This is a genomic window from Algiphilus sp., assembly GCF_023145115.1.
Lineage (GTDB): Bacteria > Pseudomonadota > Gammaproteobacteria > Nevskiales > Nevskiaceae > Algiphilus.
The window spans coordinates 125,135-139,270 of the sequence record NZ_JAGLEJ010000024.1 but is presented as its reverse complement, the minus strand read 5'-3'; the positions used below and the strand labels follow the sequence as shown (position 1 = coordinate 139,270).

At 71.3% G+C, this 14,136-nt stretch carries 18 protein-coding genes; 10 read left to right on the top strand and 8 right to left on the bottom strand.

Features of this window, described 5'->3' with window-relative positions; translation table 11 throughout:
* The first annotated feature begins 28 nt into the window (after positions 1–28).
* The 3 genes from KAH28_RS08735 to KAH28_RS08725 are packed head-to-tail and all read left to right on the top strand — an operon-like array spanning position 29 to position 2,819.
* On the top strand, positions 29–595 hold the full coding sequence (locus KAH28_RS08735; protein WP_290575724.1) for a hypothetical protein: 567 nt from the start codon (positions 29–31) through the stop codon (positions 593–595).
* Between the two features lie 8 nt (positions 596–603).
* A complete protein-coding gene (dusB, locus tag KAH28_RS08730; protein WP_366918159.1) occupies positions 604–1,593 on the top strand; it encodes a tRNA dihydrouridine synthase DusB in 990 nt (329 codons plus the stop codon).
* The gene (locus tag KAH28_RS08725) at positions 1,590–2,819 is read left to right on the top strand and encodes an RsmB/NOP family class I SAM-dependent RNA methyltransferase (protein ID WP_290575720.1); all 1,230 of its coding nucleotides are present in this window, start codon (positions 1,590–1,592) and stop codon (positions 2,817–2,819) included. The genes dusB and KAH28_RS08725 overlap by 4 nt, the downstream gene beginning before the upstream one ends.
* Here KAH28_RS08725 and KAH28_RS08720 read toward each other — a convergent pair.
* Positions 2,816–3,529: an alpha/beta fold hydrolase gene (locus tag KAH28_RS08720; RefSeq protein WP_290575718.1), complete on the bottom strand. Its 714-nt coding sequence runs from the start codon at positions 3,527–3,529 to the stop codon at positions 2,816–2,818. The genes KAH28_RS08725 and KAH28_RS08720 overlap by 4 nt on opposite strands.
* Complete coding sequence (locus KAH28_RS08715) at positions 3,526–4,581, bottom strand: saccharopine dehydrogenase NADP-binding domain-containing protein (RefSeq protein ID WP_290575717.1); 1,056 nt, start codon at positions 4,579–4,581, stop codon at positions 3,526–3,528. Before KAH28_RS08715 ends, KAH28_RS08720 begins: the two co-directional genes overlap by 4 nt.
* Positions 4,582–4,828: 247 nt before the next feature.
* Between KAH28_RS08715 and KAH28_RS08710 the strand changes: the two genes are divergently transcribed.
* Positions 4,829–5,041: a cold-shock protein gene (locus tag KAH28_RS08710; RefSeq protein WP_290575715.1), complete on the top strand. Its 213-nt coding sequence runs from the start codon at positions 4,829–4,831 to the stop codon at positions 5,039–5,041.
* Between the two features lie 89 nt (positions 5,042–5,130).
* Here KAH28_RS08710 and KAH28_RS08705 read toward each other — a convergent pair whose 3' ends face one another.
* On the bottom strand, positions 5,131–5,778 hold the full coding sequence (locus KAH28_RS08705) for a hypothetical protein (protein WP_290575713.1): 648 nt from the start codon (positions 5,776–5,778) through the stop codon (positions 5,131–5,133).
* A gap of 103 nt (positions 5,779–5,881) precedes the next feature.
* Between KAH28_RS08705 and KAH28_RS08700 the strand changes: the two genes are divergently transcribed.
* Both KAH28_RS08700 and KAH28_RS08695 read left to right on the top strand, forming a co-directional pair.
* The gene (locus KAH28_RS08700; RefSeq protein WP_290575711.1) at positions 5,882–6,748 is read left to right on the top strand and encodes a hypothetical protein; all 867 of its coding nucleotides are present in this window, start codon (positions 5,882–5,884) and stop codon (positions 6,746–6,748) included.
* The gene (locus tag KAH28_RS08695; protein ID WP_290575709.1) at positions 6,745–6,897 is read left to right on the top strand and encodes a hypothetical protein; all 153 of its coding nucleotides are present in this window, start codon (positions 6,745–6,747) and stop codon (positions 6,895–6,897) included. The genes KAH28_RS08700 and KAH28_RS08695 overlap by 4 nt, the downstream gene beginning before the upstream one ends.
* Here the strand turns inward: KAH28_RS08695 and KAH28_RS08690 are convergent.
* The 3 genes from KAH28_RS08690 to KAH28_RS08680 are packed head-to-tail and all read right to left on the bottom strand — an operon-like array spanning position 6,894 to position 8,429.
* Positions 6,894–7,379 carry a C40 family peptidase gene (locus tag KAH28_RS08690; protein ID WP_290575707.1) on the bottom strand — a complete coding sequence of 162 codons (486 nt, stop codon included), beginning with the start codon at positions 7,377–7,379 and terminating at the stop codon, positions 6,894–6,896. The two genes, KAH28_RS08695 and KAH28_RS08690, sit on opposite strands and share 4 nt — an antisense overlap.
* A 55-nt stretch (positions 7,380–7,434) precedes the next feature.
* Complete coding sequence (locus KAH28_RS08685; RefSeq protein WP_290575705.1) at positions 7,435–7,899, bottom strand: DUF4864 domain-containing protein; 465 nt, start codon at positions 7,897–7,899, stop codon at positions 7,435–7,437.
* 53 nt (positions 7,900–7,952) lie between these two features.
* Positions 7,953–8,429: an SET domain-containing protein-lysine N-methyltransferase gene (locus tag KAH28_RS08680; RefSeq protein WP_290575703.1), complete on the bottom strand. Its 477-nt coding sequence runs from the start codon at positions 8,427–8,429 to the stop codon at positions 7,953–7,955.
* A 99-nt stretch (positions 8,430–8,528) separates the two neighbouring features.
* Between KAH28_RS08680 and KAH28_RS08675 the strand changes: the two genes are divergently transcribed.
* The 3 genes from KAH28_RS08675 (at position 8,529) to KAH28_RS08665 (ending at position 10,543) form a co-directional block, all read left to right on the top strand.
* Positions 8,529–8,816, top strand: coding sequence for a hypothetical protein (locus tag KAH28_RS08675; RefSeq protein ID WP_290575701.1), 288 nt, complete (start codon positions 8,529–8,531; stop codon positions 8,814–8,816).
* 66 nt (positions 8,817–8,882) lie between these two features.
* A complete protein-coding gene (locus KAH28_RS08670; protein WP_290575699.1) occupies positions 8,883–9,587 on the top strand; it encodes a nitroreductase in 705 nt (234 codons plus the stop codon).
* Positions 9,584–10,543 (top strand): beta-ketoacyl-ACP synthase III, encoded by a 960-nt coding sequence (locus KAH28_RS08665; RefSeq protein WP_290575697.1) that lies wholly within the window; start codon positions 9,584–9,586, stop codon positions 10,541–10,543. The genes KAH28_RS08670 and KAH28_RS08665 overlap by 4 nt, the downstream gene beginning before the upstream one ends.
* Positions 10,544–10,559: 16 nt before the next feature.
* On the opposite strand, the gene KAH28_RS08660 is transcribed toward KAH28_RS08665, so the two are convergent.
* Complete coding sequence (locus tag KAH28_RS08660; protein WP_290575695.1) at positions 10,560–11,465, bottom strand: lipid kinase; 906 nt, start codon at positions 11,463–11,465, stop codon at positions 10,560–10,562.
* A complete protein-coding gene (locus KAH28_RS08655; protein WP_290575693.1) occupies positions 11,462–12,016 on the bottom strand; it encodes a hypothetical protein in 555 nt (184 codons plus the stop codon). The genes KAH28_RS08660 and KAH28_RS08655 overlap by 4 nt, the downstream gene beginning before the upstream one ends.
* A 74-nt stretch (positions 12,017–12,090) precedes the next feature.
* On the opposite strand from KAH28_RS08655, the gene KAH28_RS08650 reads away from it, so the two are divergent.
* Positions 12,091–14,103 carry a hypothetical protein gene (locus KAH28_RS08650; RefSeq protein WP_290575692.1) on the top strand — a complete coding sequence of 671 codons (2,013 nt, stop codon included), beginning with the start codon at positions 12,091–12,093 and terminating at the stop codon, positions 14,101–14,103.
* The last annotated feature ends 33 nt before the right edge of the window (positions 14,104–14,136 follow it).

Below are 14,136 nucleotides of genomic sequence, written 5' to 3'. Positions count from 1 at the left end.
GCCCCGTACCGTACCCGGCATCGCGATCATGCGACATTCCGCCACTCCCTTCGCGCGCATGCGCAGCGGTCTCGGCCGCCGCGTCGCGGTGGTCGAGCGGCGCGTGCTGGACAAGCCGCCGACGGATACGCCCGCGGTGCCCGTAACGCGGGCCCTGCCCCTGATGCTGATCGCCACCATCGCGCTGTGGACGTTCGCGCCGGCGGCGTGGCTGAGCACGCTGACGCCGTGGGTGGGCGCCTTCGCGCTGCTCTGCGCGGGCATCTACCTGGCGCGCGTGGTGCTGCGCATCGGGCGGTTCTACTGGCGCCATCTGTCGGACATGGATGACGCCAATCCCTCGGTGCGCGCGCTGCGCAAGGCGGTCTACCAGACGGTCGGCGTGCTGATCGGCACGCTGCTGCTGGCGGCCGGCTTCTTCGTGCTGTCGGCGCAGCTGCTCGCCGAGACCGGCGGCGTCCGCGAGTCGCGTCTGCTCTGGGCGCTGACCGTGGGCGGGATGGTGCTTTCGCTGTTCTTCGGCGAGCTGGTGACGCGCCTCATCGAGGCCATGGATGCGCTGCTCGGCCGACGCACCGGGGACGGCGGGCAATGACCGCGACCATGCCGCCGCCGTTGCGCATCGGGCCGCATGTCATCGAGACGCCGCTGCTGCTGGCACCGATGGCGGGGGTGACCGATCGCTGCTTCCGCATGCTGTGCCGGCGTCTCGGCGCGGGACTGTGCTTCTCGGAGATGACGCACGCCGATCCGCGCCTGCGCGAGACCCCGAAGTCGCGCGCGCGCCACGACCACACCGGCGAGCCCGCACCGGTGGCCGTGCAGATCGCCGGCGCCGAACCCGCCATACTGGCGCGTGCGGCGCAGTACAACCGCGCGCACGGTGCCGGCATCATCGATATCAACATGGGCTGTCCGGCCAAGAAGGTGTGCCGGCGCGACGCCGGCAGCGCGCTGCTCGCCGACGAGCGCCTGGTGGCCGCGATCCTGCGTGCCGTGGTGCGCGCCGTGGACTGCCCGGTGACGCTCAAGATCCGCACCGGTGTCGCGCCCGGACGCCGCAACGCCGCGCGCATCGCGCGCATCGCCGAGGATGCCGGCATCGCCATGCTCAGCATCCACGGCCGCACGCGGGTCGAGGCCTACGGTGGGCGGGCCGAATACGACACCATCGCCGCGGTCAAGCAGACGGTCGGCATTCCGGTCATCGCGAACGGCGACATCGACACCCCCGAGCGCGCCCGCGCCGTGCTGGCCCACACCGGTGTCGACGGCCTCATGGTCGGTCGAGCCGCCCAGGGGCGGCCCTGGATCTTCCGCGAGATCGCCGCCGTGCTCCGCGGCGAGGCACTTCCGCCGCCGCCGTCACCGACCCAGGTCGGCACCTGGCTGCTCGAGCATCTGGACGCGCTGTACGGCCTCTACGGCGAATCGGCCGGCGTGCGCATCGCGCGCAAGCACATCCGCTGGTACTGCGCCGAGACGCCGGGTGCCGATGCGCTGTGGGCGCGCGTCTGTCGCCTGCCGGATGCCGCGTCCCAGCGCCGCGTCGTCGCCGAGGGCTTCGCCATCGCGCTGGATCGCGCCGCGTGAGCGCGCCGCTGGCGACCCTGCGTCCGGCTCAGGTGGCAATGGCGCGCGCCACCTTGACCGAGGTGATCGAGGACGGCGCCGCCGCCGACCGGGCGCTGGCCCGGCAGATACGCGGCCAGCGCAAGATGGGCGCGCGCGACCGGCGCTGGCTGAGCGCGCTGGTCTTCGGTGTGCTGCGGCGCAGCTGCGCACTGCGCGAGCGCGCCGGCGACGATGTCGACGCCTGGCTGGCCGCCGAGCTGGCCGATCGGCACGGCGCCGGCGACGGCGATCTCGACCGCCTCGGCCTGCCCGGCGCGCCGGCCGTGCGGGCGCTCAGTGCCGGAGCGCGCCGCAACTGGCCGGCCTGGCTCAACGACGCCGCCGAGGCGCGCTTCGACGATGCCCGCTGCGACGCGCTGGCTGCCACGCTCGCCATGCAGGCGGACGTCGATCTGCGCGTGAACCGGTTGCGCGCCGATCGTGACAGCGCGCGGCGCGCGCTCGCGGCCGACGGCATCGAGGCCGAGCCGATCGCCTGGTGCGATGACGCGCTGCGCCTGCACGCCCGGCGGCCGCTGCAGCACACGCGCGCCTGGCGCGATGGGTTGATAGAGCCGCAGGACGCGGGCAGTCAGCTGGTGTGCGAGCTGCTGGCGCCGGTGGCCGGCGAGCGCATCGCCGACTGGTGCGCCGGCGCCGGAGGCAAGGCGCTCGCCATGGCCGGGCGCCAGGGGGACCGCGGCGAGATCGTCGCGCTCGACGTCGACGGCAGGCGCCTGTCGCGCATCGCGCCGCGCGCGCAGCGCCTGGGCGTGACCAGCATCCGCGCGCTTTTGCTCGGCGATCACGACAGCGAGGCGCACTTCGACGGTGTGCTGGTCGATGCCCCCTGCTCGGGCAGCGGCACCTGGCGGCGTCATCCGGATCAGGCGCTGCGCAGCGTCGATCTGCGCGCGACTGCGGCAACCCAGCTCGCGATCCTGCGCGCGGCCGCAGGCGCGGTGCGGCCCGGCGGGCGGCTCGTCTACGCCACCTGCAGCTTCCTGCCGCAGGAGAACGACGACGTCGTGAGCGCCTTCCTGCGGGACGCGCCCGACTTCACCATCGTGCCGGCACGGTCGGTGGTGGGGGACATCGCCGACGATGCGGACGATCCGTGGCTGCGGCTCACGCCCGATCGGCACGGATGCGATGCGTTCTGCGCGGTGCGGCTGCAGCGTACCGCCACCGCGCCGGCCGGCTAGCGCGGCAAGCGTTCGGCGATCGCGCGCAGTACCCGGCGATTCGCGACCAGCGCCATGTGACTGCCGTCGACGGCGACGTTCTCGGTGTTCGGGCCGGGGCGTTCCTGGCAGCAGCGCGCCGCCACGATGCCGTCGCGCGGCGAGTAGATCGCGACGCACGGAACCGGCGGCGCGACTTCGCGACGCGTGAAGCCGTCCCAGTCGATCTCGCCGGTGTGCCGGGGGTTGGCGAGGCGGAACAGGCGTTCCATGTTGTTGGCATGCGGGTGGTGGCCGATGGGGCTGCCCAGCGTGATGACGCGGCGCACCGCGTCGGGGCGGCCGCGTGCGAGCTCGCGCGCGAACACGCCGCCCAGGCTCCAGCCGATGAGGCTGACCGGGCCGCCGGTCTCCGCGAGCTCACGGATGCGGTCGTCCAGCGCCCGGCCGATGGCGCGCCGCATGCCGAGATTGCGCCCCTGCTCCCAGCCGTGAACGTCGTAGCCCAGGCGCGCGAGCGCGCGGCGCAGCGGCCAGGTGGCGTGATCGTCGGCGCCGAAGCCCGGTATCACCATCACCGGATGTCCGTCGCCCCGCGGAAGTCCCCGCGTCGGCATCCGCAGCAGACCGCGCGGCCACTCCACCAGCGCGCTGAGCTCGCCGAGCAGCAGGCGCCGCGACGGCGGAGCGGGATTGCGGCTGCCGAGGTCGTCCGGCCAGACCCGGCTCATGCCGTGCCGACCGCGATCGAGCCCGATCCGGGCAGGCGCTCGACCAGGTCGGCGCCCATCAGCGTCGCCGGGGTATACGTGCCGCCGTCCGGACGCTCCTGCGCGAGATGACGCACGGTGGCAAGCGAGCCGGTGACGGTCAGGCTGTAGCCGTTGGCGGTCCGGACGCGGGCTTCGACGATCTGCCCGGCGGCATTGCGCACCTCGCCCCAGACGAAGGTGGGCATGCGCTCGCGCGCGGCGGCATCGGGTCCGCGGACGGTCCGCCCGATCCGGCGCTTGAGCAGCGCCTGCACCGGGCCCAGTCGCAGCAGCCAGCGCAGATGATTGGCGCGCCGCGCATTGCTGATGAGCCGGGGCGAGCCCGGGATGTAGACCTCGATGTTCGGGATGCCGGTGGTGTGGAAGGCAGTGGCGACATCGCCCCAGGGAATGGTCATGGCGAGCTTCTCGCCGTCGCCGAAGTCGATCTGCCGCGTGCGCCAGGCGAGCGGTACCGGCGTGATCTCGCCGTTGCGGCGGATCCGGCCACCCTGTGCCAGGCCCTCCACCGACGTCTTGGCCGTCCCCGGTGAAAAGCCCGAGCGCGAATCGAAGCCCAGTGCGAGATGGGTGGCGTCGGGCATCGCCTGCTTCAGCGTCAGCGCCACGCAGTCGGTCGGGATCACGTCGAAGCCGACACCGGGGCAGATGACGATGCCGGCCTCGGCCGCCCGCGCGGACTGTGCGTGGGCGTGCTCGAACACGGTGATCTCGCCGCTGATGTCCAGGTAGTGGGAGCCGCCGGCCAGGCAGCCCTCGATCATCGGGGCGCTGGTGGCCGAGAAGGGGCCCGCGCAGTGCAGGACCAGTGCCATGCCCCGCAGACCGTCGGCGAGCGCGCCGGCATCGTCCAGGCCGAAGGCGCGTGCTTCCAGGCCCAGCTCGTCGGCCAGGGCCTGCACGCGAGCAGCGTTGCGGCCGGCGAGCACCGGCTGCAGGCCTTCGGAAACGGCCTGTCGGGCGATGAGCTCGCCGGTATAGCCGTTGGCGCCATAGATCATCCACTGCATGGCAGCTTGCTCGCGTCGTTCAGGGGCCGCTCAGCATACCGTCATCATCGCGAAACGGCGCCTGCGGCATAGTCGACAAGCGTCCCGGGCGGCGCTAATGTGGGAATGTCGCTTCTGTCAAGTGCCGTGTTCCGTTTCGTCGAGCGGTGCATCCGCCGACCGTCGTTCCGGGCGCCATGCGCTTGCCGAGTGGCGCGGAAGCAGGCGCGTCCTGCCGTTCATTGCTCATGTGATCGAGGATGGTTGTATGTCGAATGTGTCCACCGGCACGGTGAAGTGGTTCAACGACGCGAAGGGCTACGGTTTCATCACTCCGGAAGGGGGTGGCCAGGATCTCTTTGCTCACTACAAGGAAATTCAAGGCTCGGGGTTCCGCTCGCTCAAGGAAGGCCAGCGCGTCGAGTTCGAAGTGCGCGAGGGGCCGAAGGGTCTTCAGGCATCCCAGATTCGCGGCCTCTGAAGGCGCGGCGAACATCGCGCGTCGGACCGCAGTCCCGACGCAGCTGACCCCGGCCCCCGCCGGGGTTTTTTGTGCGCGTCGCGCGCCGCTCAGAAGCGCAGGCGGACACCCGCGTGCAGACGCAGCGGGCGGAACTCGACATTGCCGCCGGCCTCGCTCGCGCCCAGGTCCGCATAGCGCGCCTCCACGTACGGGCTGTAGCGCACGAGGTTGAGGCGGACGCCGAGCTTGGCCTCGAGCCCGTCGAAGTCCTCGAAGGCGAGATAGCCGATCTGTGCGTAGGGCAGGAAGCGCGCGTCGTCGTCCCGCCGGTCGAAGCGCAGGTGCACGCCGCCGCCGAGCTCGTCGTCGCCAGTGGCGCTGGCGCCTTCAGGGTCGAGGCTGGTATCGGCCCAGGCGATCTCGGCCCAGATCGCGGACATGATGGTTCCCTCGCCGACACCGCCGGCCGCGCCCACACCCAGGCGCGCGACGTGGCGGTCGAAGTCGTAGTCGGTCGCGCGATAGGTGCCGTCGGTGAAGGCGAGGGAGACGTCGCCCTGCAGGAACGCGCCACCCTCGACGAAGACCCGGCCGCGCGCGTCCAGACCGAAGCCGGAAGCGGTGTCGTCGATGCCGGCGGTCTCGATGTCCGCGGTGGCGAAGCTCGGGCCGATCTCGATGAAGTTCTCGTAGGCCGGTGCCGGCGCCGTGCACACCCCCAGTGCACACGCGGCCAGTCGGGCGATCTTTCGCATGCTGTGGTCTCCCCGCAAGTACCCGACGGCATCTTCCCAGATTTTTTGTGCGCGCGGGTCGGGGGCGCTTATGCTCGCGGTCACGAACGAGAGGGGAGAGGGCATGAGTGGAAAGAACCGGGCCGAGCGGCTGCTCGACGCGCACGTGGCGCACATTGCCGAGACGCTGACCGGCGAGGGATTCGCGGACTGGCTGTCGGACACCGTCAGCGCCACCGTCGCCGATGCTTCGCGGCTGAAGCTGGAGGATGCAGTACCGCGCAAGCAGGTCAAGGCGGCCGTGGCCGAGGTGGCCGACGAGCTGGTCACCGCCCCCGACTTCCGGCTGATGATCGAGCAGGTTGCGCGTGCGGTGCTCGAATCCGGTGCCCACGACGATGCCACCATCGGCGACCTGATCGAGGAGACCGTCTACGAGGCCGGACGCGACAAGGCCGTCGCCATGCACAAGCTGCGCGAGGCGGCGGTGCGCTCGCTGCTGGAAAGCAGGGCCTATCGCGGCTTCGTCGCCGACCTCCTCTATAACGGCATCCGCGGCTGGGCCACCAACAATCCGCTGACCCAGTCGGTGCCGGGCGCCAAGCGCGCCTTCGCGCTGGGCCGGTCGGTCATCAGTCGGGCGCGGCCGGGGATCGAGGACAGCCTCGACCGCAAGCTGCACGACTACGTCGACAAGAGCGTCGACGCCAGCGCCGAGATCGGTGCCGAGCATCTGCTCGGCATCGAGGACGCCGAGATCCGGCGCGCGGCGGATGCGGTCTGGTCGCATGTGTCGCAGGCGCCGATCAGCGAGGTGCTCGCGGCCGTCGACGGCAACGATGCCGAGGACTGGGCCGCATCGTCCACGACGGGCTGCAGCATCTGCGCGGTACCGAGTGGTTCGCGCGGGTGGTCGCCGACGGTGTCGACGCCTACTTCGACCACTACGGCAAGCACACGCTCGATGCCCTGCTCGCGGACATCGGCGTGACCGAGGCCATCATCGAGCGCGAGATCAGACGCTTCGCGCAGCCGGTCATCAAGCTGCTCAAGCGCAAGAAGCTGCTGGAACCGGCCATCCGGCGCCAGCTGGCACCGTTCTACGAATCCGAGGCGGCGCGGGCGATCCTCGACGACTAGTCGATGAGGCTGCGCGCCGTGTGCAGGCGCTCGCGCCACCAGGGCTGATCGATCTCGGCGACCGTCACGGTGCGTCCCGGTTTCGGGGCGTGCACGCCGCGGCCGTCGCCGACGTAGATGACGACGTGGTTGCCGCCGTCGATGCGGTAGAACAGCAGGTCGCCGGGCAGCGCTGCCTCGGGAGACACCGCGCGGCCTTCGCGGCGCTGCTGTGCGGCGGTGCGCGGCAGGCCGATCCCGGCGTCGGCGTAGACGTGACGGACCAGGCCGCTGCAGTCGAAACCGTCGTAGTCGCCGCCGCCGTAGACGTAGGGGCGGCCGATCTGCGCGAGGGTCTCCTCGAGGATGCGCTGGCGCAGCTCTGCTTCCGCCGGCGAGGGCGGTTCGGGCGGGGCCGGCGCATGGGCGCAGCCGCCGATCAGAAGGGCGAGCATGAGCAGCAGGATCGGGCGCATCGCCATAGCGTACTGCGCCTCGCGCACGATGATCATCCGCTGCCGGGCACCCGGCCGAGCGGTGTCGCGGGCCGGGCCGGTGCTACAGCGCGCGGGCGTCGGGATTGGCGGGTCGCCGCGTGACGCCGTCGGTCATCCAGCAGGCGGAGCAGTCGGCGGTGTCGTAGCGACCCAGGATGAAGATGTAGAGATGCTCCCGCCCGTCCGGACCGATCACGTCCACTGCCTGATAGGTGTGCCGCTCGTCGGTGCGCTGCGGGCCGAGCTCGGCGGACTGGTGTCCGAGCAGCTCGGGATAGCCTTCGCGGATCATGGCCGCGAAGCGCGGCAGCGGACCGGTCTGCGCGCGGTTGCCCGGCGATGCGAAGGCGAAAGCGCGTGCGATGCCGGCTTCGTTCCCGGCGGCGAAGCCCGAGAGCTGCGCGCGCACGACATCCTCGACCGACAGCGAGGGGTCGGGACGTGGCTGCTGCGTCCAGCCCTGTGCCGCGACGGCGAGGCCGGTCAGCGCCACCGCGGTGCGAACATGCGTCCAGATGCGATGCACGGCGCGACTCCGGAATGACCTCCGGAAAGCCTATGCCGGTGATGCGGGCGTTGTCACTTCCTGCCCGACTTCGGTTTGAGAAGGGTGCCGGTGCAGTTCGGGCTGCCGCACAGGCAGGCCCATATGCGCTTGCGCGCACGGGTGTGCGGGACGTCGAGCCGGATGCCGTAGTCGAAGCTGAGCTCCTCGCCGGCGCTGATGTCCCGCAGCGCCTCGATGACGATGCGATCCCGCTCCGGCCGCTCGTGCGCGTCCTCGATAGTGACGGCGTGGCAGTTCGGATCGCAGCTGTGGTTGATCCAGCGCGCCGAGTTCCCCTGATCGTTGCCGTCGATCACGTAGTGCTCGTTGAGCGTGAACAGATAGGTGTGCCCCTCGTCGACATTGCCGCCGTAGCGCTCGTCGGCCTCCGCGTGGGTCAGCAGGCGCCCCTGATAGCGGATGATCTCGGTACCCGCGGGGATGTCGCGGTGGGCGAATACACCCATGCCGTGGATCGGCGAGCGTCTGACGGTGATGCGGCGGGGCATGCGGCGGGTCCGGGCAGGGAAGCGGCGAGCCTGCAGCAGCGCGATCGCCCGTGCAAGTTGCCGCGTCGCCGGCCCGGGCTGCGCTGCTAGCATGCGGGCATGAGCAACGGGCACGACGATCAGCGCGAGCCGGCTCCCGGCGACGAGGAAGGGCCGGGCGACGGACCGCGGTCGCACAGGCCGCCGCAGGTCCACCTCGACGACGTCAAGGAGGCGCACACCACGCACTGGGACATGGATGTCATGTCGCGCGACGAGCTCGAGGCGCTCTACGCCGAGCGCCGGCGCGCGCGGACGCGGCGCCGGCTGCTCCGCGTCGCCGGTGTTGCGGGCGGCGTCCTCGCCGTTGCCTGCGCCGCGGGCTGGGTGCTGCTCCACACGGCCTGACCGTCCGCCCGGAGCGCGGCCGCCGCGCCGACTGCTCGTTCGCCGCCGGGTGATTACCATAGCGGCATGAACCGACCCGACAACGAACCGGCGACAACCGTCACCGAGGCGCTGCGCACCCGCCGCAGCATCCGCGCCTTTCGACCCGATCCGGTGGACGATGCCACCGTGCGCGAACTGCTCGAGCTGGCCGCGCGCGCGCCGTCCGGCGGCAATCTGCAGCCGTGGTCGGTCTGCGTGCTCAACGGGGCCGCCACCGAGGCCTTCCGCGAGCGCATTCGCGCTGCGCGCGAGAAGCGGCCCTTCGGTGATCCGCCCGAGTATCCGGTCTATCCCGAGGATCTGCCCGATCCCTTCCGCAGCCGGCGGCGCGACATCGGCGAGCAGCTCTACGCCACGCTCGGCATCGCGCGCGAGGACAAGGCAGGGCGCCTGCAGCAGTTCGCGCGCAACTTCGAGTTCTTCGGCGCACCGGTGGCGATGTTCTTCACCATCGAGCGCTTCATGAATGCCAACCAGTGGGCGCATCTGGGCATGTTCATGCAGAGCCTGATGCTGGCCGCGCGCGAGCGCGGCCTGCACACCTGCCCGCAGGAGGCCTGGGCGGTGTGGCACCGCGAGATCGCCGATTTCTGCGAGGTGCCGGCTTCGCGCATGGTCTATTGCGGCCTTGCGCTGGGTTATGCCGACGAGGCGGACGAGGTCAATACGGTCTACAGTCCGCGCGCGCCGCTGGACGACTTCGCGCAGTTCCGGAACGACGCGCCATGAGCTATGCGCGCATCCGGGGCACCGGCTCGTATCTGCCCGAGCGGGTGGTGACCAACACCGAGCTCGAGGGGCGCATCGATACCTCCGACGAATGGATCGTCTCGCGCACCGGCATCGAGGCGCGTCACGTCGCTGCCGACGACGAGCTCACCAGCGATCTCGCGCTGCACGCTGCGCGCGCGGCGCTGGAAGCTGCCGGGCGCGAAGCCGGCGAGGTCGATCTCATCATCGTCGCCACCACCACGCCCGACATGGTCTTTCCGTCCACTGCCTGCATCGTGCAGCACAAGCTCGGCGCCGGCGAGGCTGCGGCCTTCGACGTGCAGGCGGTCTGTACCGGCTTCATCTATGCGCTCTCGGTGGCCGAGCGCATGGTTGCGACCGGCGCGCACCGCTGTGCGCTGGTGGTGGGCGCGGAGGTGTTCTCGCGGCTGCTCGACTGGAACGATCGCCGTACCTGCGTGCTGTTCGGCGACGGCGCCGGCGCGGTGGTGATCTCGCGCGACGACGAGCCCGGCCTGCTCGCCAGCCATCTCGGTGCCGACGGCAGCCAGGGGCACATCCTGCGCGTGACCGGCGGCATCGCCGAGGGCGTGGTGCGCGGCAATCCCTTCATCGAGATGGACGGCCAGGCGGTGTTCCGGCTGGCGGTCCGTGCGCTGGGCGAGTCGGCCGAACGCGTGCTGACCGAGGCCGGTCTGGCGGCCGATGCCATCGACTGGTTCATTCCGCACCAGGCCAATCTGCGCATTATCCGGGCACTCGCCGACCGCATCGGGCTGCCCTTCGAGCGCGTGGTGACCACGGTCGCGCATCACGGCAATACGTCGGCGGCGTCGGTGCCGCTGGCCCTGGACACGGCGGTGCGCGACGGACGCGTCCGGACCGGTCAGACGCTGCTGCTGCAGGGCGTGGGTGGCGGCATGACCTGGGGCAGCCTGCTGCTGCGGTACTGACGCCGCGGCGGGACGCTCACGCCGCCGGTGCGAGAACGGGAAGCGCCGCCGGCAGGACACCGAGGCGGACCGGTGTACGGAACGCTTCCTCACCGTCCACCGAGACCGTCTTCGGGCGGTGCGTGCGGATCTCGAAGGCGGCGCCGGACAGCGTGAGGATCTCGCGATGGCTGCGCATGCGGCCGCGCCGCAGCGCCGGAATCATGGCGACCAGCGCGTGCCACTTGCCGGCCGGCAGGGCATAGAGGTCCAGTCGCGCGTCGTCGATGGCGGCATCCTCGGCGACCGGAATGCCGCCCCCGTAGAAGCGCCCGTTGCCGACCGATACCTGGATGGCGCGCAGGCGCCGCCAGGCGCCGTCCTCGCCCCGGATGTGCGCGACGAAGGTGCGCCGCGTGCGGAAGGCGCTCCATGCCGCCGCCGGATAGGCGAGCGAACCCAGCCGCTGCTTGCTGCGCGCATCCGAGCGGCGCGCCACCTCGACCGCGAGGCCGATGTGCGCGACGTTGAGGAAGTAGCGGTCGTTGATCGTGCCGACATCGATCCGGCGAACGCGGTCGGCTGCCGCCACCCGGCAGGCCGCGGTGATGTCCATCGGAATGCCGATCGAGCGCGCGAAGTCGTTGGCGGTGCCCAGCGGAATCACGCCCATGGGCAGGCTGCCGTCGAGCACGGCCGGAAGGGCGGCGTTCATGGTGCCGTCGCCGCCGCACACCACGACGCGGTCGACGGTGTCGCGGTGACGCCCCAGTGCATCGGCGATATCGCCCGGTTCGCGGAGGTCGATGCGCACCGTCTCGAGACCGGCTTCTCCCAGGGCCGTGATCACCGCATCGGCGGCGGTGTCGCCGCGGCGACTCCCGGCGTTGAGCAGGACCAGCGCCCGGCGACCCGGAGCGGCGTCCGTACCGTCGACGCTCATTCGCTGTCTTCGGTGCGGAAGTGCTCGCGTGCCAGCAGTTCGCGCACGGCGCGGTAGTCGGCATCGAAGCGTTCGGCGATGGTTCCGGCCAGCTCCGCGCCTGCGTCATCCGGCGCCATGTCGGCCACGGCCGCCGCGGTGTGGCGCGATTGATTGGCGATGTTCATCAGGGCGAGCAGGTAGAGCCGCTCGAACTCGGTGCCGCCGCTGAGCGCCAGCTCCGCGAGCAGCGCGTTGCGCGTGCGGGTGCGCCGGGCGACATCCGCGTCCGGCAGGCCGGTGGCGTCGAGCGCGATGGCGGGATGCGACTCGGCATACGACGCAATGTCTGCACGTGCATCGGCGGCATGCTCGCCGAGCCGGGTGGCGAGCTCGTCGAGCGCATCCGATTCGAGCTTGACGTAGAGCACCGCCGGCAAGCGTTCCAGCTTGCCGAGCGTGTCGTGCAGCAGCGCGTAGCCGTGCGCGGCCGGCTGCGGGTCGTTCGCGGCGGCAGCGGAAGCGACGCTCAGCGCGGCGCAGAGTGTGAGGATGCGGCGGTGGCGGACCATGTGGCTCATCCGTGGTGGGGGCGCGCGCACGGCATTCCGGGGGACGGGTACCTTGCCAGCGGCAGCATAGCGCGATGCCCGGCGACGGCGGCGCCGGCCGCTCCGGCTGGTGGACGGTGCCGGAATCCGTGCAGAATCGCGCCATGTACCGATTGCGAGCGGCCGACCGGCTCCGATACTTCCTCGAGCGCCAGTTCATCAAGGGCGCCGGCTACCAGCTGCTGGTGGTCGCGGGCACCATCGGGCTGGTGTCGCTGCTCGGGGGGCTGCTCATCCTGCCCACCGGCGAGGAGAGCTCGTCGGAGGCGGTGTGGTGGGCCTTCCTGCGGCTGACCGATCCGGGCTATCTCGGCGACGACGAGGGCACCTGGCGGCGGACGGTGTCGACCATGCTGACGATCAGCGGCTACGTGCTCTTCATGGGCACGCTCATCGCCATTCTCACCCAGTGGCTGACGCGCACCATGCGCGCGCTGGAACAGGGGCTGACACCGATCACCGTCCGCGGGCACGTCGCCATCCTCGGACTCGGCAGCCGGACCTTGCCGGTGGTCGCCGAGATTCTCGGCGCGGGCGAGCGCCTGCGGCAGTTCCTGCGCATCGGCCGGACGCGCCGACTCAACATCGCCGTGCTCTCGGAGCGCGTCGATGCCGAGGTCGCGCAGCGCTTCCGCCGGTACGGCGCCTCCGGCCGGCATGCGCGCGACATCATCCTGCGCAGCGGCAGCGCGCTCCAGACCGAGGACCTGCACCGCGTCAATGTCGCGGATGCCGGTGCCATCATTCTCGCCGGCGGCGTGTTCGCGCGCTCCGAGCTGCAGAGCGAGGATGTCGCCACCATCAAGACGCTGATCGCGCTGCGCGACGAGGCGCGCCCCCGTCGTGGCCGGCCGGCACCGCTGGTCGTGGCCGAGCTCCAGGATCGCCGGCAGGTGCCGGTGGCGCGGGCGGCCTATCCCGGCCCGCTCGCGCTGGTGGCGGTGGATCAGGTGCTGAACCGCATCCTCGTCCAGCAGCTCCGCTACCCGGGTGTGGCGCGTGTCTTCGAGGCGCTGCTCTCCCGGCAGGGCAGCCATCGCTTTCACGTGCGCGATGCCTCGGACTTCGCCGGCGGTCGCTTCGGCGAGCTGCAGGCCCATTTTCCCGATGCGCTGGTCTGCGGCCTGGTGCGTCCGGACGGCGACGGCTTCTCGGCACGCCTCAACCCGCCGGCGGCGACGCGGCTGCAGCGTCAGGACCGGGTCGTGCTGATCGCCGCGACCCACGATGCCACCGAGCCTCGCAGCGGCAACCGAGTTTCCGCTCCGGTGGCGATCGCCGCCACCTGGGTGCCGCCGCCGAGCCCGCCGCACCGCCTTCTGGTGCTGGGCTGGAACCGCCGTCACGTCGCCCTGCTCGAGGAACTCGCGGGACGGCCCGATATGCCGGTCGAGATCACCTTCGTGTCGCTGCATCCGGCGCAGGAGCGCACTGCGCTCTGTGCCCCGGCACTGGCGGATGTCACGCATGTGCAATGCCGGCAGATCGAGGCCGATTTCGTGGTCGACAGCGAGCTCGCCGCATGCCGGCCCGAGCACTACGACAGCATCTACATCGCGACCTCCGACCTGATCGAGAGCGAACAGGAAGCCGATGCGCGCACCGTGGTCGGCCACCTGGTGCTCAGTCGCACGCTGGCCACGGCGCAGAAGCGGCCTCGGGTGCTGCTGGAGCTCGCCGATGCCGGCAATGCCAGCATGCTCGGATCGCATCGCGACGATGTGCTGGTACCGCCGCTCGTGATCAGTCACATGCTCGGTCAGGGGGCGCTGCGTCGCGAGCTGCTGGCGGTCTTCGAGGCCCTTCTGCAGAGGGACGGTGCCGATCTCATGCTGGTCGAGCCGGACTCGGCCACGGAGCCGGAAGCGCGCGCGGGTGATGTCGCGACCCTGCGCACGCACCTCCTGTCGCGCGGGTTGCTGCTGCTGGGCTGGCTGGACGGGGCCGGCGCCCTGCAGGTGCAGCCGCCCGACGGGGAAACGCTGCCAGCCGGCTTGGACGTGCGTTGGCTCGTGCTTTCGGCCGGCACGGCTTTCGACGCACCCTGAGCTAACATGGCGCCCTTGGAAAAGCCCGGCGGA

What these genes read in the sequence shown, in the direction of transcription:
- KAH28_RS08670 (WP_290575699.1), top strand. Translation starts at nt 8,883, where the DNA reads ATGAACCGACCCGACAACGAACCGGCGACAACCGTCACCGAGGCGCTG.
- KAH28_RS08715 (WP_290575717.1), bottom strand. Translation starts at nt 4,581, where the DNA reads ATGCAGTGGATGATCTATGGCGCCAACGGCTATACCGGCGAGCTCATC.
- KAH28_RS08735 (WP_290575724.1), top strand. Translation starts at nt 29, where the DNA reads ATGCGACATTCCGCCACTCCCTTCGCGCGCATGCGCAGCGGTCTCGGC.
- dusB (WP_366918159.1), top strand. Translation starts at nt 604, where the DNA reads ATGCCGCCGCCGTTGCGCATCGGGCCGCATGTCATCGAGACGCCGCTG.
- KAH28_RS08650 (WP_290575692.1), top strand. Translation starts at nt 12,091, where the DNA reads ATGCCCGGCGACGGCGGCGCCGGCCGCTCCGGCTGGTGGACGGTGCCG.
- KAH28_RS08720 (WP_290575718.1), bottom strand. Translation starts at nt 3,529, where the DNA reads ATGAGCCGGGTCTGGCCGGACGACCTCGGCAGCCGCAATCCCGCTCCG.
- KAH28_RS08655 (WP_290575693.1), bottom strand. Translation starts at nt 12,016, where the DNA reads ATGGTCCGCCACCGCCGCATCCTCACACTCTGCGCCGCGCTGAGCGTC.
- KAH28_RS08705 (WP_290575713.1), bottom strand. Translation starts at nt 5,778, where the DNA reads ATGCGAAAGATCGCCCGACTGGCCGCGTGTGCACTGGGGGTGTGCACG.
- KAH28_RS08665 (WP_290575697.1), top strand. Translation starts at nt 9,584, where the DNA reads ATGAGCTATGCGCGCATCCGGGGCACCGGCTCGTATCTGCCCGAGCGG.
- KAH28_RS08660 (WP_290575695.1), bottom strand. Translation starts at nt 11,465, where the DNA reads ATGAGCGTCGACGGTACGGACGCCGCTCCGGGTCGCCGGGCGCTGGTC.
- KAH28_RS08710 (WP_290575715.1), top strand. Translation starts at nt 4,829, where the DNA reads ATGTCGAATGTGTCCACCGGCACGGTGAAGTGGTTCAACGACGCGAAG.
- KAH28_RS08675 (WP_290575701.1), top strand. Translation starts at nt 8,529, where the DNA reads ATGAGCAACGGGCACGACGATCAGCGCGAGCCGGCTCCCGGCGACGAG.
- KAH28_RS08700 (WP_290575711.1), top strand. Translation starts at nt 5,882, where the DNA reads ATGAGTGGAAAGAACCGGGCCGAGCGGCTGCTCGACGCGCACGTGGCG.
- KAH28_RS08680 (WP_290575703.1), bottom strand. Translation starts at nt 8,429, where the DNA reads ATGCCCCGCCGCATCACCGTCAGACGCTCGCCGATCCACGGCATGGGT.